Source organism: Aurantivibrio infirmus, assembly GCF_054767315.1.
In genome coordinates this window covers 360,016-387,015 of sequence record NZ_BAAFSK010000004.1, presented here as the reverse complement: position 1 = coordinate 387,015, position 27,000 = coordinate 360,016, and the positions used below count along the sequence as shown (strand labels likewise).

Annotated in this window: 29 protein-coding genes; 22 read left to right on the top strand and 7 right to left on the bottom strand. The window is 42.7% G+C overall.

Annotated elements, in window-relative coordinates; all coding sequences use genetic code 11:
- Positions 1–7: 7 nt before the first annotated feature.
- The 9 genes from ACYUCY_RS11210 to ACYUCY_RS11170 all read left to right on the top strand — a co-directional run bounded on the left by ACYUCY_RS11210 (position 8) and on the right by ACYUCY_RS11170 (position 7,405).
- Positions 8–1,174 (top strand): site-2 protease family protein, encoded by a 1,167-nt coding sequence (locus ACYUCY_RS11210; protein WP_460226574.1) that lies wholly within the window; start codon positions 8–10, stop codon positions 1,172–1,174.
- Between the two features lie 124 nt (positions 1,175–1,298).
- Positions 1,299–2,012: a hypothetical protein gene (locus ACYUCY_RS11205; RefSeq protein WP_460226573.1), complete on the top strand. Its 714-nt coding sequence runs from the start codon at positions 1,299–1,301 to the stop codon at positions 2,010–2,012.
- Positions 2,013–2,190: 178 nt separating this feature from the next.
- Positions 2,191–2,754, top strand: a complete 564-nt coding sequence (locus ACYUCY_RS11200) for a hypothetical protein (RefSeq protein WP_460226572.1) — start codon at positions 2,191–2,193, stop codon at positions 2,752–2,754.
- Complete coding sequence (locus ACYUCY_RS11195) at positions 2,747–3,427, top strand: hypothetical protein (protein ID WP_460226571.1); 681 nt, start codon at positions 2,747–2,749, stop codon at positions 3,425–3,427. Before ACYUCY_RS11200 ends, ACYUCY_RS11195 begins: the two co-directional genes overlap by 8 nt.
- Before the next feature lie 244 nt (positions 3,428–3,671).
- On the top strand, positions 3,672–4,724 hold the full coding sequence (locus tag ACYUCY_RS11190; protein ID WP_460226570.1) for a CNNM domain-containing protein: 1,053 nt from the start codon (positions 3,672–3,674) through the stop codon (positions 4,722–4,724).
- A gap of 92 nt (positions 4,725–4,816) precedes the next feature.
- Positions 4,817–5,182, top strand: coding sequence for a gamma-glutamylcyclotransferase family protein (locus tag ACYUCY_RS11185; RefSeq protein ID WP_460226569.1), 366 nt, complete (start codon positions 4,817–4,819; stop codon positions 5,180–5,182).
- 110 nt (positions 5,183–5,292) lie between these two features.
- Complete coding sequence (locus ACYUCY_RS11180; protein WP_460226568.1) at positions 5,293–6,165, top strand: mechanosensitive ion channel family protein; 873 nt, start codon at positions 5,293–5,295, stop codon at positions 6,163–6,165.
- Positions 6,166–6,221: 56 nt separating this feature from the next.
- Entirely contained in the window at positions 6,222–6,641 is a 420-nt protein-coding gene (locus ACYUCY_RS11175) for a hypothetical protein (protein WP_460226567.1), read from the top strand.
- Positions 6,642–6,685: 44 nt separating this feature from the next.
- Complete coding sequence (locus tag ACYUCY_RS11170) at positions 6,686–7,405, top strand: DUF4197 domain-containing protein (protein WP_460226566.1); 720 nt, start codon at positions 6,686–6,688, stop codon at positions 7,403–7,405.
- A gap of 382 nt (positions 7,406–7,787) precedes the next feature.
- On the opposite strand, the gene ACYUCY_RS11165 is transcribed toward ACYUCY_RS11170, so the two are convergent.
- A complete protein-coding gene (locus ACYUCY_RS11165; RefSeq protein ID WP_460226565.1) occupies positions 7,788–8,696 on the bottom strand; it encodes a response regulator in 909 nt (302 codons plus the stop codon).
- Positions 8,697–9,025: 329 nt separating this feature from the next.
- Here ACYUCY_RS11165 and ACYUCY_RS11160 point away from each other — a divergent pair, with 329 nt between their 5' ends.
- The 5 genes from ACYUCY_RS11160 (at position 9,026) to ACYUCY_RS11140 (ending at position 14,832) form a co-directional block, all read left to right on the top strand.
- Positions 9,026–10,870 carry a S41 family peptidase gene (locus ACYUCY_RS11160; RefSeq protein ID WP_460226564.1) on the top strand — a complete coding sequence of 615 codons (1,845 nt, stop codon included), beginning with the start codon at positions 9,026–9,028 and terminating at the stop codon, positions 10,868–10,870.
- Between the two features lie 84 nt (positions 10,871–10,954).
- Positions 10,955–12,085 carry a sterol desaturase family protein gene (locus ACYUCY_RS11155; RefSeq protein ID WP_460226563.1) on the top strand — a complete coding sequence of 377 codons (1,131 nt, stop codon included), beginning with the start codon at positions 10,955–10,957 and terminating at the stop codon, positions 12,083–12,085.
- 90 nt (positions 12,086–12,175) lie between these two features.
- Entirely contained in the window at positions 12,176–13,054 is an 879-nt protein-coding gene (locus ACYUCY_RS11150; protein ID WP_460226562.1) for a crotonase/enoyl-CoA hydratase family protein, read from the top strand.
- A 98-nt stretch (positions 13,055–13,152) separates the two neighbouring features.
- Positions 13,153–13,995 (top strand): S1/P1 nuclease, encoded by an 843-nt coding sequence (locus tag ACYUCY_RS11145; RefSeq protein ID WP_460226561.1) that lies wholly within the window; start codon positions 13,153–13,155, stop codon positions 13,993–13,995.
- Between the two features lie 45 nt (positions 13,996–14,040).
- Positions 14,041–14,832, top strand: a complete 792-nt coding sequence (locus ACYUCY_RS11140; RefSeq protein ID WP_460226560.1) for an alpha/beta fold hydrolase — start codon at positions 14,041–14,043, stop codon at positions 14,830–14,832.
- Positions 14,833–14,840: 8 nt separating this feature from the next.
- Here ACYUCY_RS11140 and ACYUCY_RS11135 read toward each other — a convergent pair whose 3' ends face one another.
- On the bottom strand, positions 14,841–16,004 hold the full coding sequence (locus tag ACYUCY_RS11135) for a GGDEF domain-containing response regulator (RefSeq protein WP_460226559.1): 1,164 nt from the start codon (positions 16,002–16,004) through the stop codon (positions 14,841–14,843).
- 135 nt (positions 16,005–16,139) lie between these two features.
- On the opposite strand from ACYUCY_RS11135, the gene ACYUCY_RS11130 reads away from it, so the two are divergent.
- Together ACYUCY_RS11130 and ACYUCY_RS11125 are read left to right on the top strand one after the other, a co-directional pair.
- Entirely contained in the window at positions 16,140–16,580 is a 441-nt protein-coding gene (locus tag ACYUCY_RS11130; RefSeq protein ID WP_460226558.1) for a hypothetical protein, read from the top strand.
- Between the two features lie 72 nt (positions 16,581–16,652).
- Entirely contained in the window at positions 16,653–17,273 is a 621-nt protein-coding gene (locus ACYUCY_RS11125; RefSeq protein WP_460226557.1) for a glutathione S-transferase family protein, read from the top strand.
- Between the two features lie 62 nt (positions 17,274–17,335).
- Here the strand turns inward: ACYUCY_RS11125 and ACYUCY_RS11120 are convergent, their stop codons facing one another.
- Positions 17,336–18,985, bottom strand: coding sequence for a CocE/NonD family hydrolase (locus ACYUCY_RS11120; RefSeq protein ID WP_460226556.1), 1,650 nt, complete (start codon positions 18,983–18,985; stop codon positions 17,336–17,338).
- A gap of 176 nt (positions 18,986–19,161) precedes the next feature.
- Here ACYUCY_RS11120 and ACYUCY_RS11115 point away from each other — a divergent pair, with 176 nt between their 5' ends.
- Positions 19,162–19,698, top strand: coding sequence for a YaeQ family protein (locus ACYUCY_RS11115; protein ID WP_460226555.1), 537 nt, complete (start codon positions 19,162–19,164; stop codon positions 19,696–19,698).
- 53 nt (positions 19,699–19,751) lie between these two features.
- Here ACYUCY_RS11115 and ACYUCY_RS11110 read toward each other — a convergent pair whose 3' ends face one another.
- From ACYUCY_RS11110 to ACYUCY_RS11100, 3 genes are all read right to left on the bottom strand, one after another.
- Positions 19,752–20,495: a DUF2238 domain-containing protein gene (locus tag ACYUCY_RS11110; protein ID WP_460226554.1), complete on the bottom strand. Its 744-nt coding sequence runs from the start codon at positions 20,493–20,495 to the stop codon at positions 19,752–19,754.
- A 106-nt stretch (positions 20,496–20,601) separates the two neighbouring features.
- Complete coding sequence (locus ACYUCY_RS11105; RefSeq protein ID WP_460226553.1) at positions 20,602–21,144, bottom strand: hypothetical protein; 543 nt, start codon at positions 21,142–21,144, stop codon at positions 20,602–20,604.
- A gap of 134 nt (positions 21,145–21,278) precedes the next feature.
- Entirely contained in the window at positions 21,279–22,274 is a 996-nt protein-coding gene (locus ACYUCY_RS11100) for a hypothetical protein (RefSeq protein ID WP_460226552.1), read from the bottom strand.
- A gap of 276 nt (positions 22,275–22,550) precedes the next feature.
- Here ACYUCY_RS11100 and ACYUCY_RS11095 point away from each other — a divergent pair, with 276 nt between their 5' ends.
- The 5 genes from ACYUCY_RS11095 to ACYUCY_RS11075 all read left to right on the top strand — a co-directional run bounded on the left by ACYUCY_RS11095 (position 22,551) and on the right by ACYUCY_RS11075 (position 26,008).
- Positions 22,551–23,459 (top strand): oxygenase MpaB family protein, encoded by a 909-nt coding sequence (locus ACYUCY_RS11095; protein ID WP_460226551.1) that lies wholly within the window; start codon positions 22,551–22,553, stop codon positions 23,457–23,459.
- A gap of 84 nt (positions 23,460–23,543) precedes the next feature.
- Positions 23,544–23,936, top strand: a complete 393-nt coding sequence (locus tag ACYUCY_RS11090; RefSeq protein ID WP_460226550.1) for a VOC family protein — start codon at positions 23,544–23,546, stop codon at positions 23,934–23,936.
- Positions 23,937–23,959: 23 nt separating this feature from the next.
- A complete protein-coding gene (locus ACYUCY_RS11085; RefSeq protein WP_460226549.1) occupies positions 23,960–24,304 on the top strand; it encodes a HopJ type III effector protein in 345 nt (114 codons plus the stop codon).
- 27 nt (positions 24,305–24,331) lie between these two features.
- Positions 24,332–25,297: a TonB family protein gene (locus tag ACYUCY_RS11080; RefSeq protein WP_460226548.1), complete on the top strand. Its 966-nt coding sequence runs from the start codon at positions 24,332–24,334 to the stop codon at positions 25,295–25,297.
- A gap of 39 nt (positions 25,298–25,336) precedes the next feature.
- Positions 25,337–26,008: an SDR family oxidoreductase gene (locus ACYUCY_RS11075; RefSeq protein WP_460226683.1), complete on the top strand. Its 672-nt coding sequence runs from the start codon at positions 25,337–25,339 to the stop codon at positions 26,006–26,008.
- Between the two features lie 27 nt (positions 26,009–26,035).
- Here ACYUCY_RS11075 and ACYUCY_RS11070 read toward each other — a convergent pair whose 3' ends face one another.
- Positions 26,036–26,875: a hypothetical protein gene (locus ACYUCY_RS11070; RefSeq protein WP_460226547.1), complete on the bottom strand. Its 840-nt coding sequence runs from the start codon at positions 26,873–26,875 to the stop codon at positions 26,036–26,038.
- Between the last annotated feature and the right edge of the window lie 125 nt (positions 26,876–27,000).

The window sequence follows — 27,000 nt, the reverse complement described above, 5'->3', positions numbered from 1 at the left end:
GCTTCCAGTGGTTATCATTTTTTTAGAATTTGTAATCTATAATTCCTCCAATGCTGAGGTTTTGTACATATTGCTGCTTGCCGCTTGGTCATTTGTCTTTTCGGCTTTTGCAATCATTTGTCATGAAATTGCTCATTGTGTCGTGACGCGGATGCTCGGAGGGATTTGTCCTCTTGTAACATTTGGTGAAGGCACTGCATTGTTTTCTATAAAAACGAAAGAAACTTTGTGGCAGTTCTGTCCTTCGCCTACGCTCGGATTAGCGTATTGTGTTTATCCTCACGATAAGCAGGTTGCTTGGAAATGGATTTTTACCTTACTAGCGGGTGGGCTCACAAATTTAGTCATTGCAATACTTTCTTTTGTATTTGCGCTTTACCTCGATGGCGAATCAAGGTTATCGCCATTTTTATTTGTTAATAGTATTGTCAACGCTTTGTTTTTTGTATATACGTTTTTTGTTCCGAGTAGGCGCCCAGGTTTAAGATCTGATGGGCAGCAAATATTGAGTATATTGCGGGACAAAAATGGTTTTTTTGGAGAAACGTACCGACAACATCAAATAATAATCGCATTTGCTTTGTTGGCTAGAGAAAAACAAGAGGAGTTATATGATTATATCCGGGGATGTGAGGATTACGAAAATTCGGTGATGTTATGTAACTTACTTGGTTACTGTCATTATCTGCGATTTGAATCGAAAGATTTTATATATTGGGCCAAGCATAGTCTGGCGCTCCTTGAAAACGGATCGGACAATAGTATTCCTGATGGCGATGAGGGTTTGTATATAAATGCACTTGTAGAAAACAATATTGCTTTCGCTTTATATAGTTCGGGCTCATCGAAGTGTGCGGAATTGGCATCCTTAGCCGAAGCAGCATTTGATAAGGCGCCTTGGGAGTCGGCAATAGTTGGTACATACGCGGCGGTGAAAATTCGTTGCGGAGATGTGTCCGAAGGGATAGAAATTTTAGAAAGAAAGGTCTCAGAAGATAAAGACGCGTCTGCTCATAACCTGGCTATGAATTTTATAACGCTCGCAGAAGGTTATAAAAAAGTAGCCAGATTGGACGATATGAAAAGATCGCTAGAGAAAGCAAAACACACCGATTTAGAAGTGTTTAATCGGATGAAGTCATTGGTCGAAGCCGCAGCCATAGATAACCAATAAATTCCGATATTAATAAGTATTTTTCAATTGGAAAATACTGTAAAAAATAATTGGGGCTAAACAAGAATTTTACTGACAAAGCAGGAAAGGAGTTATGCGGTGCTAAACATACCGCAGTGAAATCATGAATAAAATATCAATTAACATACTACTGGTGTTGTTCGTTGTCGTATCGGGATGTACGAATACGACGAGTAGGCGGAATCCTGATTTTTTTTCGTTAATAAAGGACGTTAAAAATGTGGTAATTGTCCCGGTAGAGTCGCATATTTCATTGCTTGGCGCAGAAAATCCTGAAGGCCAGCTGCCGGACTTAGAGAATCAAATTGCAGATAATTTAATGAAGCGAGCGAAGGAGGTGTTGACAGAGAGAGGTTTCGAAATTTTGAAATTTGACGAAGATAATGAAGAGCTATCACGCGAAAGGTCGGCGGCAATTAAAAGATATTATCCTCGTGGATATGGGAATCTTGGTCGCCTAAAGGGTGTTGGATACGCGATTTCACAATCAAGTTCGGAAAACCTTACCGGAGAAGCCGATGGGTCTTTAACGAGAATTGCCGAGATAAGTAATGCTGATTCAGTTCTATTAATATTCTTCGAAGGGAGTGACCGCACTGCGGGCAGAGCTGTAAAAGACTCTATTGGGACAGCTATTAATGCTTTGTTCGGAGTTCGACATCCAAATATAAGCCAAACTGGGTACGTAGTTTATGTGGTGATGTCGGACCGCACATCAGGACAACATCTTTGGGCCGATAAAATCAGAAGCGGCCGATTACGCGATGGAAATGAGGATGACGTTTTTAATTCATTTCCAATTCCCGTTCCAATGTAAAAAGCGGGGGGCTCTAGACAGGTACTTACATCAAGCGCGTGCTAACAACCCTGACCCCCTCCATCTACTATATTAAAAAGCGTTTATCCTACTCATTGATTGATAAGCAACCATCTAAAAGCCGTGCTACTCAATCGGCATATACCAGGTTTGACTTTACCTGTGTGTTTGAATTAGCATGTTTCCTGTTTCGAAACAAAAAACGGTAATGGTGATGGAGCTTAAGTCCCAAGATTCTTTAATTGCGGTAGCGATTTGGTCCTTGCAGAATGATAAAAAAGTCATGAGTATCAGGGAGTTAGCGGCATGGTTGGGTGTTAGTCAGGGTGAGATAAGTAAAGGTGCGAAACGTTTGATCGGCGCAGGCTTGCTCGTTGATCGAGGCGGTCAGTGGCATCCGCAAGTGAATGCATTGCTGGAATGGTTATCCTATGGTGTTCGTTACGCCTACCCGATTAAGCAGTCCGGGTTTGGTCGTGGAGTGCCTACAGCTTGGAATTGTCCTCATATTCATTCGGAGCTAGTCGCTCCGGTTCCGGCATATGTATGGTCAAGACCTGGTGGTGAAGTCGAGGGGGTGATTATTGAACCCATTCACCCGAAAGTGCCGCAATCAGCTATTGACGATCTTGGAACTTATCAAGTTATGGCTTTGGTTGACGCAATCCGCATGGGTAAACCTCGAGAGTTAGCAATTGCAAGAAAGGAATTGAAAGCACTCTTAGAGGGAATTTATGAATAACTATGAAATTAATTCGCGTCGTTTGGAAGAAGTGGCGGTAGCCCTGGACGAATTGCTTGACGAGGTTGTATTTATAGGTGGATGTACCACGGTATTGCTCGTCGATAAGGCGGCGCGTTTTGGTGTGCGCCAAACCGACGATGTCGATGCCATCATAAATATTGCGACCTACGTTGATTATCAGCGACTGAGTCGCACATTACGTGATAAGGGTTTCAATGAAGATATCGACGGACCCATGTGCCGATGGTTTCTGCCGAACTCTCGAACTAAACTGGATATTATGCCGACGGATAAAACGGTACTCGGTTTTGGTAATCGTTGGTATCCAAAGGTTATTGAGTCAAGTAAAACGATAACTTTGCCGAACAATTTAGAAATAAAACATGTCACGTCGAGCCTATTTCTCGCAACTAAATTTGAAGCATTTGCTGATCGAGGTAAAGGCGATTATTTTAGCCGCGATCTAGAGGATATAATTTTTGTGCTAGAGAACAGTGCGGGCTTAATCCAAGAATTAGTAATCCAGGATCAAGAGATTAGAGAATACCTCGCGCAACAAGCGAAAGAACTGATGAACGACAAGTTTTTTAATCTCCTGCCAGGTTTGCTCGAAAACAAACACTCTATCGAGTTAGTTTTGCAGCGTTTAGATGATATGGCGCGTTTATGACTTTTTCAAAATTAAGAGATGCTAAGAAAGCCATAGACCGATTAAAAAATAATCCTGACATTTTGGATCGCTGCATCGAGGTGTTAGCTATAGATATTCCAAAAGCACAACTGTGGCAAAACATCCGACGTCTGAAAATTTAGAAGGGGCATCAGGGTAAGCCATAAAATCCGCTTGATTGATCTCTTGTTATAAAATCACAATTCAAACATGAAACGTTTACTGAACTAACGAAAACACACATATGATTACATTACTCATTTATCTCGCCATCGCTTTAGGTTTTTCTTTTTTATGTTCTATTGCCGAGGCCGTATTGTTAAGCGTCACCACGGCTTATGTCACGGTGTTGGAGCGGGAGGAGAAGCCTTCGGCGGCTTTATGGCAGGCGTTAAAAAAGGATATTGACGCGCCGCTTTCGGCGATTCTTTCTCTTAACACTATTGCCCATACCATTGGTGCTGCTGGCGTGGGTGCTCAGGCTACGGTTGTATTTGGCAGTGGGTATCTGGGCATCACTTCGGCGGTGTTGACCTTATTAATTTTAATTTTTTCTGAAATTATTCCCAAAACTTTAGGTAGTTACTATTGGCGGCAATTGGCACCTAGCGTAGCCTACATACTCAAATATTTAATTAAAGCTTTGTTTCCTTTAGTGTGGCTTTCAAAGCGGATGACGCGTTCTTTTACTGTCGAACCTACCTTAGAAGGTTTTAGTCGCGAAGAATTTGCAGCGATGGCGCAGTTGGGTGAAGCGGAGGGGCAGCTCTCAACGTCAGAAGCGAAAATTCTTCATAACTTATTTAAGCTCAGCGAACTGAAAGTTGAAGATGTGCATACACCGAGTACGGTGATGTTTCGCTTGCCGGCTTCAGCGAGCGTCGAATATTATTTTAATAAACATAAGGACAGTCGTTTTTCTCGCATTCCAATTTATGATGAAGATCCGGATCATATTTGCGGTTTTGTATTGCGTTCAGATTTGTTAATGGCAAAGTCGCGGGGGAATGGCGATAGCCTACTAAAAAACTATCAACGACAAATCACTGCTGTTCTAGATCGCTTGTCGCTGTTAAGTTGTTTTGAAGTGTTTGTCAAAAATGATGCGCAAATTATGCATGTCGTTGACGAATACGGTTCTATGAAAGGTGTGATTACACAAGAAGATATTTTTGAAACGCTGGTCGGTATGGAAATCGTCGATGAAAGTGATCACACCGATGATATGCGTGAATTCGCTAGACGCCGTTGGCGAAAGCGTGCGGCGGAAATGGGCTTAGAGCTGGATAAATTTTAAAATGTAAATACGCAAAAATGTATCAAGCCAGCGCTCGCCACTGTTCGGCGTAACAATAATTTAAAGCGGATAAGAAAATAGAACCAACAACGATGCAAACTCTGTTTGTCTACGGAAGCTTACGTACCACCGAAGGTCACCCCATGCATAATTTTTTGCGCGGCTATTGTGATTTTATGGGTGCTGCTACTGTACGTGGGATCAAGATTGATCTAGAAGGTGGTTATCCCGGATTATTACCTTCGGGCGACCCAAACGCACAAGTGGAAGGTGAGTTGTATCGCATCCACGAAGGCGCTAGTGAAGCATTGTTCGAAGGCCTCGACCGCTACGAAGGCTGTAGCGAAGATGACCCTGAGCCTCATGAATATTTCCGTCATCGACAAGATGTGACTTTGTTGGCGGACCAACAAGTGTTTGAGGCCTGGGTGTATCTTTATAATGGAAATTCAATCTAGCAATCTTATAATCTCGATGCGTGAGTCACTGAGAGTGAAGAGGCGTATACTTTTGCGCATTCAAAATAATGTTTAAAAACTAACGATAGAGTTAAAAGTCGATCGATATTATGAATCAATTAATCACGCTAATAGGTGAGCTGGCATTGCCTTGGCGATTGCTGGTATTTGTTTGCCTTGCGGTGTTGACGCATGTGGTGGTGATATTGGTTAGATTTACCATGCACCGCTTTTTGATGAGCAAGCCAGCGAGAAGTTATCAAAAATCGAAATCTGTCGCGACCTTGGCCAGTAGTGGTTTGGTGTTCTCGCTGTATTTTTTCTGTGTCGGATTTATTTTGCGTGAGTTTGGCGTCTCATTGACGGCTTATTTGGCGAGCGCGTCAATAGTAGGGCTTGCGATTGGTTTTGGTTTGCAAGGCGTTGTTCAAGATGTTGTAACTGGATTGACTTTTATTTTTTCTGATTTGGTGGATGTCGGCGACTTGGTGGAAATATCTGGGCAGACGGGGATTGTGCGTGCAATTACTATGCGCTTTGTGGAATTAGAAAATGCTTTAGGTGCAAAAGTGTATATTCCCAATCGCACTATTAATAATGTCATTAACTATCCGCGAGGTTACGTGCGCTGTATTGTTGATGTGACCTTGCTCGGTGATGAAGAGGCACAGAATAAAGCAGAAGCCAAAGCGCTTATTTTAATGCAGTCCAGTTATGAACAATTCCCAGGTATTCAAATTACGCCACCTTCAAACGAAGGTCGTGTTCGTTTTAGTTCGGGCCGGCAAATATTGCGTATCAAATTCCGAATCTGGCCTAATCGTGGACAGCCCATCGAAACAACCTTCGTTAATGAGCTAACTGCGCAAATGAAAAAGATCGACGCCGAGTATCAGAATTGGATGATCGCAATTGGCTATGAAGTGGAAGACAAGAAATCTATTTCAGTTAAATCGAGTAATTGGTTTGGGAAATTGGGGTAGTAAGAGTTAAGTGTTCCAAATTAAAAAACTAGGACAACAAAACTAGGATGATGATAATGAATAAAAATCTCAAATTAGTTCTAGCAGTATTGGCAGGTTTGATTTTCTGGGGAATGTTAAATTTTGCTTCGCTTTTCGGTTTAGCAATGTTATGGCCGGCTTTTGGTGATGTTGGCCGTGCTGCTCAAGCGTCGAATGATTACAGCCAATTTACCTTGCCGATGTTGATCATGTTGTTGGCGATGTGGACATGGGTGAATGTGGGTGCTGGATGGCTAACGGTGTTTGTAACTAAAAACAGAAACAGCATTTGGTTTCTTATTGCGCCGTTAATGCTGTTTGCGCTGTATAACCACGCTTACGCTTTGTGGGACAATCTTGCCAACTGGTACAACATTGCGGTGATCGTTATTTTTCCCCCGACTTTATTCCTAGGGAGTTTGCTGGTAAAGCGTCCTAAGGCGAATGGTCCCTAAGTCGCAACTAATTGTAATAATTCGTTAATTGCGAAGGTGTTTTTATGAGAACGATGAAAATTTTTCTACTCTCCACCATCCTTGCCTTAAGTGCTTGCGCAGAGCTAGCGCCATATTTAGAGGCGGGTGCAGATGTTGCTAGCGCCTCGGGATATGGTAATCAAGCGCAATTAGTGCAGGGTGTTAAAGAGGCTTTGGAATTGGGTAGCAGCCGGGCTGCAACGCAGCTATCCGCTAGTGGTGGCTATAACAACAGTTCTTTGTATCGTATTGAGTTACCCGATAATTTGCAGCCGATCACAAGCCGCCTGCGACAGTTTGGCTTGGGTGGGCAATTAGACCAAGTGGAAGCGTTAATGAATCAAGGTGCGGAAAAAGCCGCAGCCGAGGCGGAAGCGGTGTTGGTTAATGCGATACGCAATATGTCGGTAAATGATGCCTTGGGAATTGTACGTGGGAACGAAACTGCAGCGACAGATTATTTTCGGCAACAGACAGAAGCGGATTTACGCGCGCGCTATTTACCCATTATTAATGAAAGCCTGCAACAGATTGGTTTTTATAATCAGTACCAGTCGTTGCTGAGCACTTATAATAACCTACCCATTTCGAACAAACCCAATTTGGATTTAGAGCAGCATGTCTTAGTCAAAAGTCTGGATGCATTGTTTGCACAGGTCGCGGTTGAAGAACGCTTGATTCGCCAAGATCCCGTTGGGCGAGGTACGGCCATTATCAGTTCGGTTTTTCTGGGAGATAAATAAAATATAAAGACCGTATATTTTTTTAAGATTCTGTTTTGACAAATACCTAAAAGATTTCTTGTAGATATTGCTCAATGGGAACACACTCGAGCTTCGACCAACTCACTATTGGAGCTATCGTCATGGCAAAAGGAAAAGATCCGCAGAAATCAACTAAGAAAAAGCCCGAGAAAACGCTCAAAGAAAAACGTGCAGAGAAGAAGGCCAAGAAGTAAAGGCCAAGAAATAAGTGAATCGTTAACGGTATAGATTTCCGCTGTATTACATTTACCTGGCAGCTAAATTATTGCGTGCAAAAAAAGGGTAGCGGTGGATTTCATCGCTACCCTTTTGTTTGTTTGTTCGTTTGGATTTTAAGACTGATCCTAGATTAAATGCACCCCTAAATTAAATACTGCCCCAATGATTTAGCGCCGGTTTCAACAGTAAGCGGTTTTAATATATAGCCCGCTATACCTAATGATTCGCATTCATCAATGACTTCTTGATCGGCAACAGAAGAGAGCATTACCACGGGAGTGTCTTTGTCAGTTTGTCGAATTTGATTCAACACTTCGTTGCCATTCATTTCAGGCATCACGACATCCATAAACATAAAGTCGGGTTTTTCTGCTTCGTAAACTTCGATGGCATTTTTACCGTTCTCGGCTTGCACAACATTGTTGTAACCGAGTTCACCGAGAAATTTCACGATGGAGCGGCGAATAAGTTTCATGTCGTCGACAACCAGAATTTTCTTTTCCTGAGATATTTTGTTGCTAGAGACTGGTGCTGCTTCGTCGAGAGAGACGGAGCGAATTAAATAATTAAAATAAAATCGGCCAACGTCATCGACGTGAACCGGCACGCTAATAATATTCTCTACACCTTCTAATAGCGTATCCATCTCGTCCGTGTTTTGTATAAAGTAGGGTGCTTCGAACTTTATGCCGAGATGGTCATGAGATAGGTTGCGAGTCGCAAGGCCAATGACTGTATTGGACCATTCAGTCAAAGCTTCTTCCATGTCTTCATTTAATTCTTCAAAGGTATTGTCTTCTCCTAGTACATGTAAGCGAATCGCATTACCCATGGCGATGGCCGTTTCCGGGTAGTGGTGCATCAAAACAACACCATCAATATGGCCGCTGGTTTCGCAGCAAATTGCACAACCTTTAAAGCGAAACTGCTTGGGATCATCAAGAAAACCCGGGTCAGTATGGCCGTTCATCTTGGCCATGGTTTGCAGGTTCTCTAATGTCTCATCGACGAAGGGCTGTAATATGTGATTTTGAATAGTATTAAGTGACATTGCCAAACTCCTTGGTTGTGCGGCAAGATTTTCGGTCCATATTTCCAGTATAGACAAGTGTTTGGGCTTTGCTTTGGGGTAGGGGTTTTAATGGTGTATTTCAAGGTGGAGTGAAGGCGGCCCAGTATTTACGGGGTCTGTGGCGGATTTCACGGAGGAGTAAAGGGCTGAGATGATAACCTACGGAAATGGTATTTATCGGTGTTATGATTCCCGTCACTGTCGATATCGCTTTACTGAGCGACTGTGCGGAGTGGTGTGTTCCGCTCCAAAATAAGGTAAACAGATTTGGATAATCAAAGACAAACATGGTGTGTAAAGTGAACAAAATGTCTCGTGGTATTTCAGCCAAAATTACGCTGTGCTTTTTATATAGCCTTATTCTTATTCTATCTGCTTGCACAACAACGACTACAGAACTGCAGAATGAATTTAATGCGGGAGATATCTTTCAAGCGGAATTTGCCGAAATTGTAAATATAGTAGAAACGAAATATTTTCAGCAGGTAGAGTTCAATAAAAATAATTTTAGTGAAGCGATCGAGTCCATGCTTCACGTTTTAGACTCTCAGCATTTAATTTTGCAACAGGCCGATGTTGATCGTTTGGTAAATCAATATACCGATAAGGATCTTACGAAATCAGGATACAAGAATTTAAACCGTGTTATCGATGAGTTTATAGCGCTCGAACAGGTCGTTCTAAATGAACAGTTTTTAGTTTATTTGATGGAGCTAGATGTTCGCGCGAAAAATTTACAAGAAGATATGAATGGTGGTCGACGTTTGCCTAAGGCTGCTTGGGCAAATAGCAAAACTGAGTGGCTTGCTAAGTTGAATGCCTACGTCGCGAATGATGTTATTTATACTCAGCAACAAGGTTACGATCTCGACGAAATTGAAGAAAGATTAAGCATTTATTATTCGCGAGTGTTTGGCAATAAAGTTTATCTAACCAACAGAAAGCGTTTTGAGTTAGTGGTTAATGCTTTGATGGGGGTGGTCGATACTGATTCTAGCTATTTCTTGAATGCCGAGAATTCAGGGAGTTTTACTTTAACGGGTAATTTAGAAGGTATTGGTTTAACAATTTCTGAAGATTTGGGCTCAATAAAAGTTGGAAAACTTTTACCAGGGGGCCCGGCTGATACAGCTGGCACCATCAATGAAGGTGACAGTATCGTGGGTATATCTCAAGATGGTTTGAATTTCGATCCGACATTCACGATGACATTAGACGATGTCGTAAGGCGTATGCGGGGCGAAAGTGGATCGAAAGTACATTTGCAACTTCGGCGAGAAAACACACTTGAAACCGTGGCCGTTCAACGTGGGCCGGTGACCTTAAAAGATCAAGTTGTTGAGTCCGAATTAAAAAATTTGGTCGTCGGCGACAAAACATATCGCATTGGCGTGATAACAGTGCCTTCCTTCTATATGGATTTTCAAGCTTATCGAAATCGTGACCCAAACTATAAATCTTCGTCGCGAGATGTAAAACTTGCCATCGCAAATTTAAGAAATGACGATGTCGAAGGGATTGTATTGGATCTTCGTAATAATGGCGGGGGATCTTTGGCTGAAGGTCGCTCGATGAGTGCATTATTTATTGACGCCGGTCCGGTGATGCAGTTATTGCAAGGAAGGGCAGGAAAAGTATTTAGAGATGAAGTTCGCGATACCGGATATGTTTATAAAGGGCCAGTGGTAATTTTGGTGAACCAAAAATCCGCAGGATCGTCGGAGATTGTGGCGGGAACGGTGCAGGATTATGGCGTTGGTGTCGTCGTAGGGCAGCGGACTTTTGGGTACGGTATCGTTCAGTCGCTGACGAATACATCATTGGGGATGATCAAGTTAACCGAGAATGAAATCTACCGCGTTACTGGGACTTCCTACCAAATCCATGGTGTTCAACCCGATATCGAGTTGAGGGCTTCCGCAACTGATACAAACGATGACTTAGGTCAGCGCTTTAAAGAAAAAACGGTGCAGCCAGGTGAAATTCAGGCAGCGAATTTCACGGCCTATAATCGCGTTACTAACGAACAAAAAGACACGCTAAAAAAACACTATACGGAGCGTGTTAGTAAAAGAAGCGCCGAGGGTGGCGGGGAATCTGAGTTGATGGCAGCGGTAAGGATCGCTGCCGACTTAATTCAAGTTCAGCAATAAGACGGATCTTTAATTTTTATATAGACGAAAATTTATAATGTAAGTGAACATTGGAAAATAATAATTTAATCAGCAGGAATTGATATGGCACATGAATATAAACCTCGTGAGATAGAGATTGAGCGCCAAAAATATTTGATTTTCGGCGAAGGGAAAATCAGCGGGTATATCGCCTTGTTTTTGGGCTTGTTTAGCTTTCTTGCGGTTTTATGTTATTTGTTTCCGAGTTATTTAACGACGCAAGAACTAAGAGCAACTTACGATGCTGATTTCTTACAGCAGGTGCTGAAATACGGAATGTATTTTGCGCTATTGTTTTCATTCTTAAATTTTTGCCTTGCCAAATCAAAAAAATCCGGTGCTATCGGCTTTGTATTTACTTGTGCTGCATTTGCGATGGGCGGTTATAAATTGGAAACCGGTCCGGTTGAACCGGTAACTTTATCTTTTGGATTAGATTGGCTGATACTGGCGTTTATTGTTTCTGCAATTTTGTTTATCTTTATAGAAAAAATATTTCCTAAATACAGAGAGCAGGCGATCTTTCGTCCCGGCTGGCGGCTCGATTTCATTTATTTTTGTTTTAATCATTTGTTGATTACGGTTTTATTGCTGGCGGGGAACTACTTTGTCACTCGATTCTTTTCTTGGGCCGTTAGTAGCGATATACAGTTGTGGATACGTTCCTTGCCGTTACTGGTGCAAGTTGTTTTGCTAATTATTAGTGCTGATTTTGTGCTGTACTGGTCTCACCGTGCTTTTCACGAAGTTACATTTCTCTGGAAGTTTCACGCCGTACATCATTCTGTCGAATATATGGATTGGATGGCGGGTTCTCGCAATCATGTTGTGCAAACCTTGGTTGATCGTTGCTTCGCAATGTTGCCACTGTATTTGTTGGGCACAAGTAAAGAGGCTCTGGATATTTATGTCGCCTTCGCCGCTTTTCAAGCGGTGTTTGTGCACGCCAATGTGGGAATTCCATTAGGCCCACTAAAATATATTTTTGCGACGCCGCAGTATCATCACTGGCACCATAGTTCTGATGAGCCCGCAATCGACACGAATTACTCCGTCCATACACCCTTGTTCGATAAGTTGTTTGGAACCTATCATATGCCTAGCGAGCATTGGCCCGCTTATTACGGAACGACGAAACCGATCCCGCAAACTTTTTTCTCCCAGCTAGTTTATCCCTTCAAGAAGGGTGAATAAGTGGGGTAGGACTAACTAGCGCATGATTCTTAGATCCGGCCTTGCTACAATTCTAAAAAAATTTGAACCAGAAATTAATAGGGGAAGTTCATGAGTGGCGAAAGCGCTAGTTCATCTAATAACTACAATACAATTCTTTATTCCGTGTCGGAAAACATTCTTACCATCACCTTAAATCGTCCCGATCGTCTCAACGCTTGGAACTTAGAAATGTATCGGGAGCTATATGATGCTTTCGATAAGTCTGATGCTGATGACGAAGTACGAGCAGTCATAATTACTGGCGCCGGAAGAGGCTTTTGCGCCGGCGCAGATTTGTCACGGGGCGCGGATACCTTTGAAGGCCATGCCGCAAATATTGCAAAAGAAAAACGCGGTGATGAGGGCGGCGAATTATCTCGGCGTATTTATCGCAGCTTAAAGCCCGTGATTGTTGCTTTTAACGGTCCGGCAGTGGGCGTGGGTGCAACCTTTCCCTTAGCGGCGGATATTCGTATGGCGGCGAAGGGTATTAAAATGGGCTATGTTTTCGCTGGTCGCGGCATTGTGCCAGAAGCGTGTTCATCTTGGTTTTTACCGCGGATTGTCGGAATCAGTAAAGCCTTAGAGTGGTGTTATACCGGCCGAGTATTTAAATCAGAAGAAGCCTTGGAAGCTGGTTTGGTACGCAGTCTGCATGAGCCGGAAGAATTAATACCGGCGGCTCGAGCATTGGCGAAAGAAATTGCAGAAAATAGTTCCCCGATTTCCTGCACAGTGTTACGACAAATGCTCTGGCAAATGTTGGGCGCGAGTCACCCAATTGAAGCCCATCGGCTTGATACCAAAGGTATCGATATTCTTGGTGTATCGGCGGATGCGAAAGAAGGAATTACCGCTTTTGTTGAAAAACGTAAACCTAATTTCCCCGGCAAGGTGAGTAAAGATTTGCCTGAATATTTCCCTTGGTGGAAAGAACCTGAATTTTAAAAAATTCTTACTAACAGTTTTAGCCGGACCACTTATATTTTGAAATTAGGATGGGTTTAGAAATCCAAGCTGTCCCGAGTTTTGAAATGAGATTGTTTATGAAATTCCTGGGTCTTGTTTTCTTGTTCTTGTTGTCCGGTCAGGCCGGTGCGTTTAGCAGCGCCGGACATTCCATTATTTGCGAAATCGCATTTCAAACTCTCACTAATGAAGCCAAAGCAGAGGTGAGGGTTTTACTTGAAGAAACGCCATACTCCTCGTTCTCTGCTGCTTGTAGTTGGGCAGATCATATTCGTAGCAATAAATATTACGATTTTGCGAAACCCCATCATTATATTAATGTGTCGCGTGGCGCTGGAAGTGTTGGCACCAGCCAAGATTGTAAGCGGCGGGGATGTGTGCTTGATGCAATTTACGTCTATAGTGCGGTGCTTGCGAGAACCTCTACGCAAGAATATTCAATGAAAAAAGATAACACTAAGCGCGGACTTTATGTAAACGATCGCAGCAAGGCTTTAATGTTTCTGGCACATTTTGTTGGTGATATCCATCAACCATTACATGTGTCGTATGCGGATGATCGTGGAGGGAATCAAGTAAAGATAAAAATTGCTTCGCGGAAAAAATCTACTGATCTACATTGGGTTTGGGATAGCTATTTAGTAGCGAGATCCAAAAAAGGCGAGAAGAAATTATTAGAGGAATTGTTACTACAGGTAAGCTCACAAGATATGTCGGTCTACGATGGAGCCTCGCCAAGTGATTGGGCGCAAGAATCGTTACGCCTTACTAAAGAAATCTATAGAACCTTACCCGCGAACAAAACCCTACAAGAAAGCTATTATCGCAACAACCACCCGATAGTTGCAGAAAGGATTAAAATAGCGGGTTATCGCCTAGGGCGTTTGCTGAACGAATTATTAGCTGAGCCAGGTGCGTAGAATAATCATGCTCAATCCGGCTTAAGGAATCCGCTCGAGAATTATATGCCGACATTTTCTTATCAAGAAACTTTGCATTATTTTGATTCGAACCCGAATTCTACATGCGAATCTATTTTACTTCTTCACGGTTTGGGATCCCGTGCTGTCGATTGGCAGCCGCAAATTGACGCACTAAGAGATAACTACCGTGTTATCGCACTTGACTTTCCTGGACACGGAGAAAGTGAAGCAGCGAAGGAAAATCTTTCGATGAAGACTTTGGCGGCACGCGTTAGCGGGTTGATGGAGCACCTCCAGCTTGCTAGTGCACATGTGATCGGTTTGTCCCTTGGCGGCATGGTCGCGTTTCAATTGGCGGTGGATTTCCCCAAATATATCCGTTCACTCGTTATTATTAATTCAGCTCCAGGCCCAGGCTCAAGTAATGCTTCGATTATGTTGAAGTTGTTAATGAGGAAAGCTTTGCTAAAAATTATCGGTATTGAAAAGCTAGCGAAAAAAATTGCGGTTAATCTTTTTCCTCATCCCTCACAAAAAAACCTTAGAGAGCAATTTCTTGACAGCATGGCGCTGGTCGACAAAACCAGCTATAGAAATATCGTAAAAGCAATCGGTGAATACAATATCGATTCGGAAGTTGAGGGTTGTCCGATACCGACTCTGATTCTTGCGGCGGATCAAGATTATACCAGCGTGGAGTTTAAAAAATCTTATGCAGGAAAGATGCGGAATGCGAGGGTTGTGGTAGTCCCGAATTCACGTCATGCGTCCACCATCGATAGCCCAGATTTTTGTAATCGAGAAATCAAAGAATTTTTATTGTCCTTACAATGAATAATTCTTTAAATCTTTCCGAGTAACTTTAGACGTTGCGGATCCGACATTAGCGCGACCAGTGGCTGTAGATGAGCAGCGGCAATTGTTAATTGTTTCTCTGATAAGCTAGATTTTCCTTCCGCAATGGCCTTAAGTAAAGCATCAATAGAAACGACTTCCGGGTGTGAACTCTCATCATGCTCTTGATCAGATTTAGGGGTTTTTGCTATACCTTCTGACTGCGAGTTGTCGCACTTGAGAATTTGAACTTCGCCAAAACCTAAGGACTTGGCGTTAGCCAATGCTTCGTTTGAGACATTTAATAAATCAGCTGCTTTTACTTGCATACCTTTGCTGGCAGTGGCAATACCCACAGACATTGTTAGAGAAACGACTTCGCCGGCGACTTTAAAATTAAACGTTTTTATTTTTTCACAAAGGCGTCGTGCCAACATGATAACGCCGTCTTGTTTTGCCATAGGAAGAACTGCTACGAATTTTGAAAGATCGGTGCGTCCAATACTGTCCTCTTTGCGAATTGCACTAACTAAAGTATTGGCGACATGCTTAATAATTTGTTCGGCAGCGGGCTTTTGAATTTTATCAAGGATAGATTGAAAGTTATCAAGCTCGAAAGTAATTACTGCAAGATTTTCATTGTGACGATTGACGAAAGACACATCTCTTTCGAGTTGCTCATTTAAACCATTTTTATTGAGTGTGCCGGTAAGCAAATCGACATCGAGATTTTTTTCTAGGTTTACCTTGTCCCGTCGATAACTAACATGGGATTCGGCGCGGGCAATAATTTCAGTGGCTTTAAATGGTTTGGTGATGAAATCTGTTGCGCCAACTTCTAAGGCTTTTCTTTTCACACCTTCATCTTCAGCAGCGCCAGTGATCACGATAACGGCTTGCTCACGAATTCGTGGATCATCGGATTCGCGAATTCTCTCAATGAGCCCATAGCCGTCTAAATTTGGCATTCCCAGATCAGAAAACAATACTTGAATACTGTCGTCCTCACAGAGCTTGCTCCACGCTTCTTCCCCATCTTCCGCAAAGACCACCTCGAACTTTTCTGCTAACATGCGTTTCGCAGTGACTCTGACGATCTTCGAGTCATCAGCGACAAGTATTCGCGGTTTTTCTTCTATTGCTTGGGCACCATTGGTGTCGCTATCTAGCATGGAAATCTGCCTTAGAATGTCCGAGTTCTATGTTATGTCCTGTGTAGTAGAGTATAGCCACTATTTTTGTCGATTTACGCGCCGATAAAGTGGAAAGAACTACTGGTCATCGCATCAAGATTACTGGTGTTAATAATGAAAAGAATAAATGCCTTGCTGTCGCTTGTTATTACCTTGACTGCCTGTTCTTCACAACCAAAAGAAATGGTAGAACGTGAAGACGTTAAAATTGAATATAAGCCTATTACATTAAACGTTCCCAGATCGCCCGCCCATTGTTCTGTCGGCACGCAAATGAGTTATGTGCAGCGAAATAATATTGTGGCTGTTGATTTTGTTATCGCTGCTAATGAGGATCAAACCTGCCAAGTATCCCACGGCGAATTTACCATGAAGGTGGAATTTGATCGTAAAGGAGAGGAAAGGCAAAGTTTAGAATTCGAAGAGGTCTGGTCTAGAGCACAAAACGAAATCTTGTCTTTTGAACTCGAATACGAAATTGGTTTTGACACAACGCTGAGATCAGTAAAAAAGATACGTTCAAGATGTTGGTGTGATAATGCAGCTGATTTTTAAAGAAGAGTCGTTATGATTTATACAGATTTAAAATTTCAATGAGATATATTTTTTTTCAAAAAGGTAAGTAAGATGATTAAGCTTTACGGTTTTACATTAAGCAATTACTACAACATGGTCAAAATGGCGTTGCTTGAAAAAGGCATTCCCTTTGAAGAGATAGAAACTAAAACCAGCCAAGAGCCCGATTTTTTGACCAAAAGCCCAATGGGAAAAGTCCCCTGTATCGAAACACCGGATGGGTACTTGTCCGAAACGTCAGTTATCTTCGAGTATTTGGAAGACTTAGGAGAGGGCCTAGCACTATTTCCCACATCGGCTTACGAAAAAGCAAAAGTGCGAGAGCTGGTAAAGGAGATCGAGTTATATATAGAGCTTCCAGCGAGAACATGTTATGGCGAAGCCTTTTTTGGCCGTACCGATTCAGAAGAAACTAAGGAAAAAGCATTGGCCAATTTGAAAAAAGGCTTGGCTTGCTTAAAGCGGAACGGTAAGTTTTCTCCTTACGTGGCGGGTGATACTTTTACTTATGCCGATATTATTTTTATGTACTCCCTTGGTTTGGCGGCAAGAGTTGGAAAGAAAGTGCTGGGTGTGAATTTAATGGAAGACTTTCCTGAAGCAAAAGAATTATCAGAAAAAATTGCGACCCGTAAATCGGCGATTAAAATTGCCGAAGATCAAAAGCAGTAAATGCTAGGAACGTGGTTTTATGAAAAAAGGCCGCCAAATTTGGCGGCCTTTTTTATATGGCTTTATAAATCGTTCTCAACTACCGGTAAGATAATCGCAGAAGGATGTGTTTCGTCAAAGTAAATTGTATTTTTTGCGACGCGTGGTTCAGCCTTCAAATCACCCAATTCTTCACCTTGATTTTTGTTCACATCGAAGCGGGGGTAATTACTTGAGCTAACATGAACCGCAATTCTGTGTCCTTTTTCAAAGGTTTGCGCAGTACTCCACATGTTAACAATGAGTTTTTCTGCTTTGCCGGGCTTCATGAATTCCACGTCTTTGGGTTCTTGGCCTTTGCGAAAGCGAGCGCGAATGGGGTAATCGAGAATCAATGCCTCGTAACCATCAGGGTAAACATCGATGAGTTTAACCACGAAATCTGTATCGAGGCCATCCGTTGAGGCCCACAATTCCATATCAATATGACCGGCAACGACCACATCATCATCAAGTACTGGCGTTTCAAAACGCAAATAATCTTGGCGTTTGCCAATTTCTCGTTGATCCCTTGGCCCCACATCTCTTCCCAGATTTTGTCCGCCTACTGTAGGAACAGGATTGGTGGGATCAAAAGAATAGGTCGCTGATGCTTTTTTAGTTTTGGGTTGTTGTGTCGATAAACTCATATCTTCTTGTAGATAAAAGCGAGTCTTCTTATTTTTGGGCGGCCATTTGTTTGTGGTAATCAATCGGTTTTTTTCTGAAGGCATGCCTTTGCGCGCGGAAGCCATCATATAGAAACTAATCGCGGGTTCATCCATTACGCCGTTCTCGATTCCTTTTAACCAATAATCCCACCAGCGCAGATGGGGTTCGAGGTCACCACGTAAACTTCCACCACCGGGATATTCAAGGTCACCCTCTAGCGCGCCATGTCCAAAAGCGCCCATAAAAAGTTTTTGTTTACCGCGGGCTTTTCTATTGCCATCGTTTTGAAGGTAGAGAAAATTATAGAGTGAACCTTCGGCATAAATATCGTGCCAGCCACCAATATTAAAAACAGGAATCTCCACATTTTGACGGAAAAATAAAAAGTCAGTATTGCGCGTTCGGTCATCAATTACTGCACGCTTTTTATATTCAGCAATTTTTTCCTCGCTAATTCCTTGGCCTCGTAACCAGCCGCCGGAATGGCTTTCTTTAAAAGCTCCACCAGGGAAGCGTGATCGATAAAATAAACTATCGGGAGCGACGGTAACGATTGCAGCCACTAAATGTGGCGGCGCCGCTGCGGCGGCGAGGTTGGAGGTAATTCCTGGAGCTGAAGTACCGAATATACCGACTTTGCCATTGCTGAAGCTTTGCTCCGCTACCCATTCCACCGTGTCATAGCCATCGTTCATGTCGTTTTCGAAGGGTTGATCGACGCCTTCGGAGGCATAACGCCCTCGAACATCTTGCGACACCAATACATAACCTCTTTCGTTGTATTGGCTAGCCGTGCTCGCGGCACTGTTTTTGTTGTATGGTGTGCGGGTCAAAACGACCGGCCAAGGGCCTTCGCCATCGGGGATATAAATATTCGTCGCCAACTTAACGCCATCGCGCATCGGGACCATGACGTCTTGTTTAACAATAGCCTCAGCGAAAAGCGCTGAGCTAGTTAATAAGGCGATAGTGAGGACGAAGAGGGTTTTGAAGAATGAATGGTATTGGTTTTTTGGTTTCATTATTATTAGCTCCCGAATAGACAACAATTTTTTTTTAGGATGCGAAAGATATATACCTATACTGATCGGCTTTGTACAGCGGTAAAGAGCAAAGAAATGCTGGCAGCTCCTTTTCTATTTGGTATCGTATTTCTAACATACCAATAAGTTAGACCTTAATATCTCCTGGGATCTTCATGGCATTAAAACCAACCATTTACAAAGCGAAAATCAATTTATCTGATATCAATCGAGATATTTATCAAACGCTATCGTTAACCATCGCACAGCATCCTTCTGAAACACTGGAGCGCATGATGGTTCGAGTTCTAGCTTTTTGCCTGAATACCACCGAGAATTTATCGTTTACCAAAGGCCTAAGCGCGGTAGAAGAGCCGGATATTATTTCGAAAAGCCTAAACGATTCGATAACATTGTGGATAGATGTAGGAGAGCCAGCAGTAGATAGAATTAAAAAGGCGACCCGTGTTTCCGAAGAAGTGAAAATATACAGTTTTAATTCTAAGTCGTCGGTTTGGTGGCAGCAGAATAAATCCGGATTTTCTGATTTGAATGTTTCTGTTTTTCAAGTCAATTGGGAGGAAGTAAAATCCTTAGCAAAACTCGTCCGGCGAACCATGGATTTGTCAGTTACAATCAGTGAGGATTCGGTTTATTTTTCCTCGGAGCAGGGTGACTGTGAAATAAACTGGCTTGTATTACAGAGTAATTAAAAAACCAAAATTGACTTGAAGGCATGAGTGAAGGTCAATGTTGAAGGTTAATGTTACTCTCGTTTATCGGATAGTAAGCGTTTTAATTCTTCTTCGCCTAAGGGTTCAGGATGTTTAATTCTTAAACTTTCACTCCATTCGCGATGAAAATCTTTTTGAATTGCCAAGTTAATAGCGAGGGTGATTAGCATAGCGATGAGTGCGCCCAGGCTCGCTAATGCCATATCTTTGTGTCCATCCCAGATGTCACCTTGTGTTCCCAGGTAGGCCATGCCTAACTCGCCACCGAAAATTGCTGCTGCGCCCCATTCGATGAGTTCATAGATCATTGACGTCGCCATTACGAGGATTAAAGGAATAAAGTAAGCCCAGAAACCTTTGGCATCTGCAACGCGAAAGTAAAATTCACGTAAGGGATAGGTGAGGAGTAAGCCGTAGAGAAAATGTAAGAAACGATCGAAATGGTTGCGTTGCCAGCCTAGCCATTCACTAATATTTAGACCAAAACCCCATTCGGCCCAATCATCGTAAGGTACCAGGGAATAAGTATAATGTGCCCCGATTTCGTGGAGAAATAAAAATATAAATATCAAGGTGTAAGACACTTTGGAAAAAGGAAATTTTCGATGGCTGAATACTAATGCTGTAAAGAATAAGACAAACAACATATTTTCCAGTAACCATGCTGACCGTTCATGGGGATTGAACGCAAGGGCTATGAATTCTACGGTCAAAATCAGCGCTAAAATCAGTACGTATCGATTAGATTTTATGGCGATAGTATTTTCAGATTTCATTCTTTTGCAGTATTCATAATGTTAAAAATTTACTACTGGTTAGGTTCTTAAGTCGCTATAAATTACCGCGATATCAGGAGTTCGTTTATCAAGGATCAAAGTTTTACTACTCCATTCCTGGCATATAGTAGGGTGGATTATGCCAAGTACTGCCACTCAAGAACATTAATGAAGTTTCTATTGTAAGCGTGCGACGAAATGCAATTGCCTCCTGACATTTTTCCCAGTCAGGGCCGTTGCCGCCTAAACTGGTCATGTCTCGTGTTGCTTGCCAATGTTCCACCGACGCGTATTGCGTCATCAGGATAGCTTCATCATAGTCTTTCGGTTCGCTCATCCCAGTTGCTTCTGGGTAAGTCACTAGCCACATGCCAATCACCCGAGAGCCGATTTTTTCAAAGTATGGCCAAACACCTTCTTGACTGGCTTTTAGAAATTCCGGGAAGCTACCTTTCTTAATTTTAAAATAACGCTGTGTAACAATTGGGTTTGATGCCTGGGCAACTTGATTGCGAACACTTATTGGTTCTTGGTGCGGAGATTTTTTATTTTCCACGCCGCCAATAAAATTTCCCCGGTCTTGCGCATAGGATTGACTAGAAAAATTAACCAAAAGAAAACAGAAGAGTATGAGATGTTTATATTTCATTTGACGTACCTGAAAGTAACGATTGAGCTAGGGTAAAAGTCGAAACCAGATTGCAGTGCGGTGTTTTGTGCGCGCAGCAATCTGGTTCACTATCCGCTATTTACTTTCGAATGCAAGCTGGGTAATAAAATTTATTAGTTGGCCTGCAGTTTTCCACCTTTCGCGGACTGCATAAGTTTTACAATTTCTTCAACAATATTGGGTTCAAGCCCTTCGGTGTGACCTTTGTTAATTCTGACGATGTCGACAACAATACGGCCATCATCACAGTTTGGGTAATGCGATAGCTTTGCTACACCGGGACGTGCGAAAGTCCCCCAGCTTGGTCCTCGAGATTGATCGGATGCAGTGACATATCCAGCTTTAGTGTCGACGACATCAGGAAGCTCTTCGCGAGCATCACAGCTGTATTTTTCTGCCCAGCTTGAGTCTGTCGGCATATCTTGGCCCGATCGTTCCAATTCGCCAGTGGTATAGATATGAGAAAAGTCGCAGGTTAAGGGCGGAGGTGTTGGGCGTCCCTCACGTACTCGAAGTGGCGATCCCACACGACCACCCGATAGGGAAAAGAAACCATCGACTTTGTCAGCGAAATAATCCGAACAAACAATACGGCGAGATGTCATTCCACCTTGGGAGTGCCCAGCCAACCAAAATCGCTCGATATTTTCTTTGCCAAATTTTTCTAAAACAAAATCAACAATATTATGTAGGTGTTCATCGTCAGCTTCTGCTGCCCAACGTCTCGGCGCGGGATCGTCAATTAAGGCCGTGGGCGTTGCGACAATCAAACGATATTTTTCTTTGGCGTCAACCGCAGGAAAATAATGGCGTTGCCAGGTGGCTATTGAGCCGGCTCCGTGAATATTCAAAATAAAGGTGAGTTTTTCTCCCGGCTTTAGATCACAAGGGTAATCGAGATAATAGCTACGGCCGGTTTTCTCGTCGACAACAGGGCCGCGATTGGCCATTGCGTCTCGCGGACAGTTCGATTCAGGGCAATTAATACGGGGCGGCGCAGAACACTGCAAACCATTGATCTGCGCTAAGGCGATATTCGAAAGCCCTAGCAGTGAGCAAGGTAGCGCTAAACAGACTATTCTTCGGATCACCATCTTTATTGTTAACATGACTCACTCCATTTTTTTAAATTATAGTCGTGACGATTATGTGACGGGTTTTAGTATTTTTTTACCAAGGCGAATTCTTTGGGATTTTGGACAAATTATTACTGAGTATTCAGCAAATCTTATTATTAAAAACAACTTGCGTTGCGGTATAAAAACCAGAGACTCCGTGTTCACGGAGATCGGCAGTGTATCAAACCTTGCTGCGCTGATATAGTTGCGGAATGATACCGGCGATCAGGGCGCCGGTGCGGAATATGTCGATCTGAAGAGGTTCCATTGAGACAAGAGACTAGCGAAGGCAAATCACCCGGCCGCAAGTCCATTATGTGGGATGCGTTTTCGGATTCTGCCTTAGCACCTTTTTCTATTCCGATTCTTGTTATGCAGGCGGCTCACCCAGATGTCGGTGCCGCCGTTGCTAAATACTCTGTCTATAAAAATGAGCCTTGGGGTAGGTTGTTTCGTACAGGCTTTTCTCTGATGAGATTTTTGTACGATGGAAAAAATGGCCAACAAAGTCAAAAAGAAGCGCAAGATCTACGTGCATTGCATGCCGGTATAAAAGGCGTCCGTTCAGATGGCGTACGATATTCTGCATTAAACCCTAGCACCTTTCGAGTTGTTCCTGATACTTTTCTTGACGGCGTGATTCGTTTCCGAGAAGCGATGAATCAGCCTTTGAGCGACGCAGAGAAATTGCAGCTATTCAATGAATATCGAAATCTTTGTTTATTATTTGGAATCCCAAGTTCAGAACTGGAAGATAACCTGGATCAGTTTGTAGACTATTACGACAAACTGCTGATGGAAACAATGACCTACAATGAAACCGTGAAATTTTTATTAGAAGACATGATGCGTTTCGGGCCAAAAATAAAATATTTGCCGATGCCGGTTTCATGGTGGCAAGCAATTTATCAGCGAACCTTATTTCCCCTGATTAGGATCTTCACAATTGGGTTTCTTGATCCGAGGTTTCGCGATAAGCACAACATCAGCTGGTCTGATATTGACGAGAAAAAGTATCAACGCAATATTAAGGTCGTCCGCTTTGTCAGAAAGGTAATACCTCGTTGGTTGCGCTACTCCCCATTGTGTCTTTATGTTATGGCCGGCGGCCACGGTGTAAAACTTACGACGCCAGAGAGATTAAGAAAAATAATGCAAGATAGAAAATCTAGCTAAAAAATAATCACAAAATAAATAAATTATGAACACTGAAAATTCAACTTTAAAATTTTATCGAACAACATAGAGAGGATAAACTGAATGACTCAATACATTGGTGCAATGGGAATCGCAGTGAGCGATTTAGAAAAATCGACCGATTTTTACTGTCGTATTATCGGAATGAAAGTGCTGACAACGTTTAATGTTTCTTATATGAATGAAAACGTACTGGGTTTTGAAGGGCGGGGTGCTTCATTGTTATTAATGAACTATATCGATGGATCGAATCCAAACTGCAAAGATAACCCAATAAAAATCGTGATATATGTTGATGATATTACATCGCTTTTTGATAGTGCTCGTGCTGAGGGATATGAAGTTATTCGTGAGCCTGAAGTGTTGGACTCGATAGGTGGCGCTCTTATGGGTATGGTTAAAGACCCCGATGGTTATGTCGTTGAAATGATTCAAAAGAAACCCAAGTCGAAATAGTCTAGTGAAGGAAGTTAATAAAAATGAATGTTAAAGAATTAATTAGCCAGTTGAGAAACGACCCAGATGCCATTGATTTTTCCCAGGTGATTAAAGTGATCGATGATAACTATAGTTACACACCGACAACTTTCACCAATGGCGAAGTTGAAAACCTGGCCGGTAGCAACGAAGGCTCGTGTAAGATATTTTATTTTGCTCAGCTCAATGCCTTAAGTGAAATGGAGACGTTGGCACTATTTGGAGATTATTATCGCCAGGATGTTCTCGAGAACCCGGCGGGTGATGACCATGCTAACATTAGAAATTTTATTCTTGACGGATGGTTGGGGGTTAAGTTTGATGGCGAAGCCTTAATAGAAAAATAATGACCTGAGTTATCGGTGGATCTCACAATGAAAAAGATAAATTTTACTATTTTTTTGCTGTTTTCGTTTTTTGTATTGCCGTTAGCGTTTGCTCAGGATGATGTTGAGTCGTCATATCGCGATTTCGAAAATGTTGTCGTGTCGCTAGATAAGGCTAAGAACACTGATGATTATCAGAGATTGCTTGAAAGGCTTAGTCGGATAGATAGCAAGGCTTGGAATACAAAACAGCAAGCGGAGTTCGCACTTACAAAAGGTAGCTTGTTGGTGATGTTAGAAAACTACCGTGATGCCTTAGTTGCCTACGAGCAAGTTTACTTTTCTTCTGCCATTGAGACTGAAAAAAAGAACGAAATCGCCAGTAATTTATCGATGTTGTATATGTTAGAAGAGGATTACGACTCGGCGATCACAGTCTTAAGAGATTATCTAGTTAATGTGAATGATCTATCTGCCCCTGATTGGTTTCGTTTAGGGCAAAGTTACTACTTGAATGAGCAATATTTAGCAGCTCAAGTCGCAGTGGATAAGGCAATCACGCTGGTTGAAAACATGACTGGGGATCGCGCGAAAGAAGATTGGTATAAATACCGTGCTGGAATTTTACTTAATTTGGGTGATAGTGAAGCGGCAGCATTAACGATCCAAGAAAATGTGCGGCCGCAACCGAATGCAGAAACAAAGCGTTCAGTCATCAAGTTGATTACCGGTACGGCCAGCGATGAGTTTCTTCCATTTATACGCAGTGAACCCCTCTATCCAAGTGAAATAGCAGAACGAAGAATCGAAGGTTATGTCATCGTCGAATTTTCGGTGACGAGTAATGGTCATGTTAGGAACGCTTTTGTGACAGAGGCCGAACCCCCGGATGTTTTTAATGAGTCTGCATTACGCGCGGTCAGAACTTGGCAATATAAGCCACGGATAGTGAATGGAATCCCCGTTTCTGTCGACGGAGTGCGCTCTAAATTAACGTTCAGTATCGAAAAATAGTATGTTGTTAATTTCTGCGAGGTGTTTGTTTTGAGTAAAATGCTGAACAATAAACGGATTCTTATTACCCACGCTAATGTATTTATGGGCCCCGTATTAGAGGAGGTTTTTACAGAACACGGTGCCGAGGTGATCGCGAATACCGATTCTTTAAGGGATCCATTGATAGCAGATCGCATTGTGAAAGAGGCTGGTGAAATTGATATCTTGGTCGCTCACCTTGGCGTTCCTGCACCTTCGACTAAAGCAAACGAAGTAAGGGATGAAGAGTGGAGCGATACGTTTGCGGAGATGGTTGATCCTTTACCGCGTTTGTGTCGAGCGGTGTTACCGCAGATGATCGAACGTGGCGCGGGAAAAATATTGTTAATGGGGAGTTCTTCGGCATTGCGTGGAATTAAGCGAGCCTCAACGTATTGTGCCGCTCGCGGAGCACAAATTTCCTATATCCAAGCCTTAGGCGTGGAGGTGGCTGCTCAAAATATTCAAGTAAACGCAATCGCGCAAAACTTTGTCGATAACCCCACTTATTTTCCAGCAGAGGTTCAGGCCAATCCAAAGTTCCAAGCACGGGTCAAAAGCGAAGTGCCGTTGGGTCGTTTAGTATCGGCGCAAGAGGACGCAGAATTTGCTGCGTACTTATGTTCCGAAAATGCGAATTGTTTTGTCGGGCAGGTGTTTCCGGTGTGTGGCGGTTGGGTTGCTCGTTAGCCTTACTTATTTATTCTCTGACTTGCTTTAATCCACAATTTCCAAAATACCAGCAGGTTTTTTCTCTTTTAGAGTGGGATTGAAACGAAGATCGGGAGCGATATTTTCTCTCACCAGTTGGCGGTAATATTCTGTGGGCCAATTATGCGGTGGATACTCAGGCGCAATACGCATTCTTACCTTGCTCACGTCGTAGGTATGGGTGAGGGGTAACAATTGATTGCTTCCCGGAATATGGTCTCCTGTATCGATGTAAGCCTCACTGTAATCGGCACAACTGCCGAAATGCTTTAAACCATAATTTCTAGAGATGCCATAAATCGATACCGGGTCGAGATACGTTGTTTGCACAGAGATTTCCGGACGAATCTTTCTAATAGCCTCGCAAATGCCGTAAATAACGAAACCTCCGCAGCTATGGCTGATTAAATGGAGGCTTTTTAGTTCGGTGTTTTTAGCAATGCTTTCTCCTACCCGCTGCCCAATTCGTTTTCCGTAGGGCGCGCAGCGGAATGTATTCAGCGAATAAGCGCTCCAATCGACGCTCGATACGATACCGTCGTAACTATTCTTTTCATAAATAGAATTTAGCTCGTTAATCCATGTATTGGTTCCGTCTTTCATGCCGTGGGCCATCACTAATTGATGGCTTGTCTTGCTTTCAAAAAGTGCAAAATCTATCCCATTAAAGTTATTCGGCCAAAACGCGAAGATTTGAATGCAGATGGAAACGAGAAAAAAGCTAGCTATGGGGATTATTAAAAAGAACCATATCGCGAGGCGTCGCCAATGGCGTTTTAAATAATCTTGTATCTTGTCTAATACCGTCATTTCTTCTGGGTGATTTCCTAAAGTGGGCTTAGCCAAATCGGTTAATTTACCGTGTTATTAGCGGCAGCGCGATACTAGCGCGGAGGCAGTAATCATTTTGCCAATTATCACATGATAAATTCTCTGTTGCTGAGTTTGTTCAAAATTTCTCCTTTGCTAGG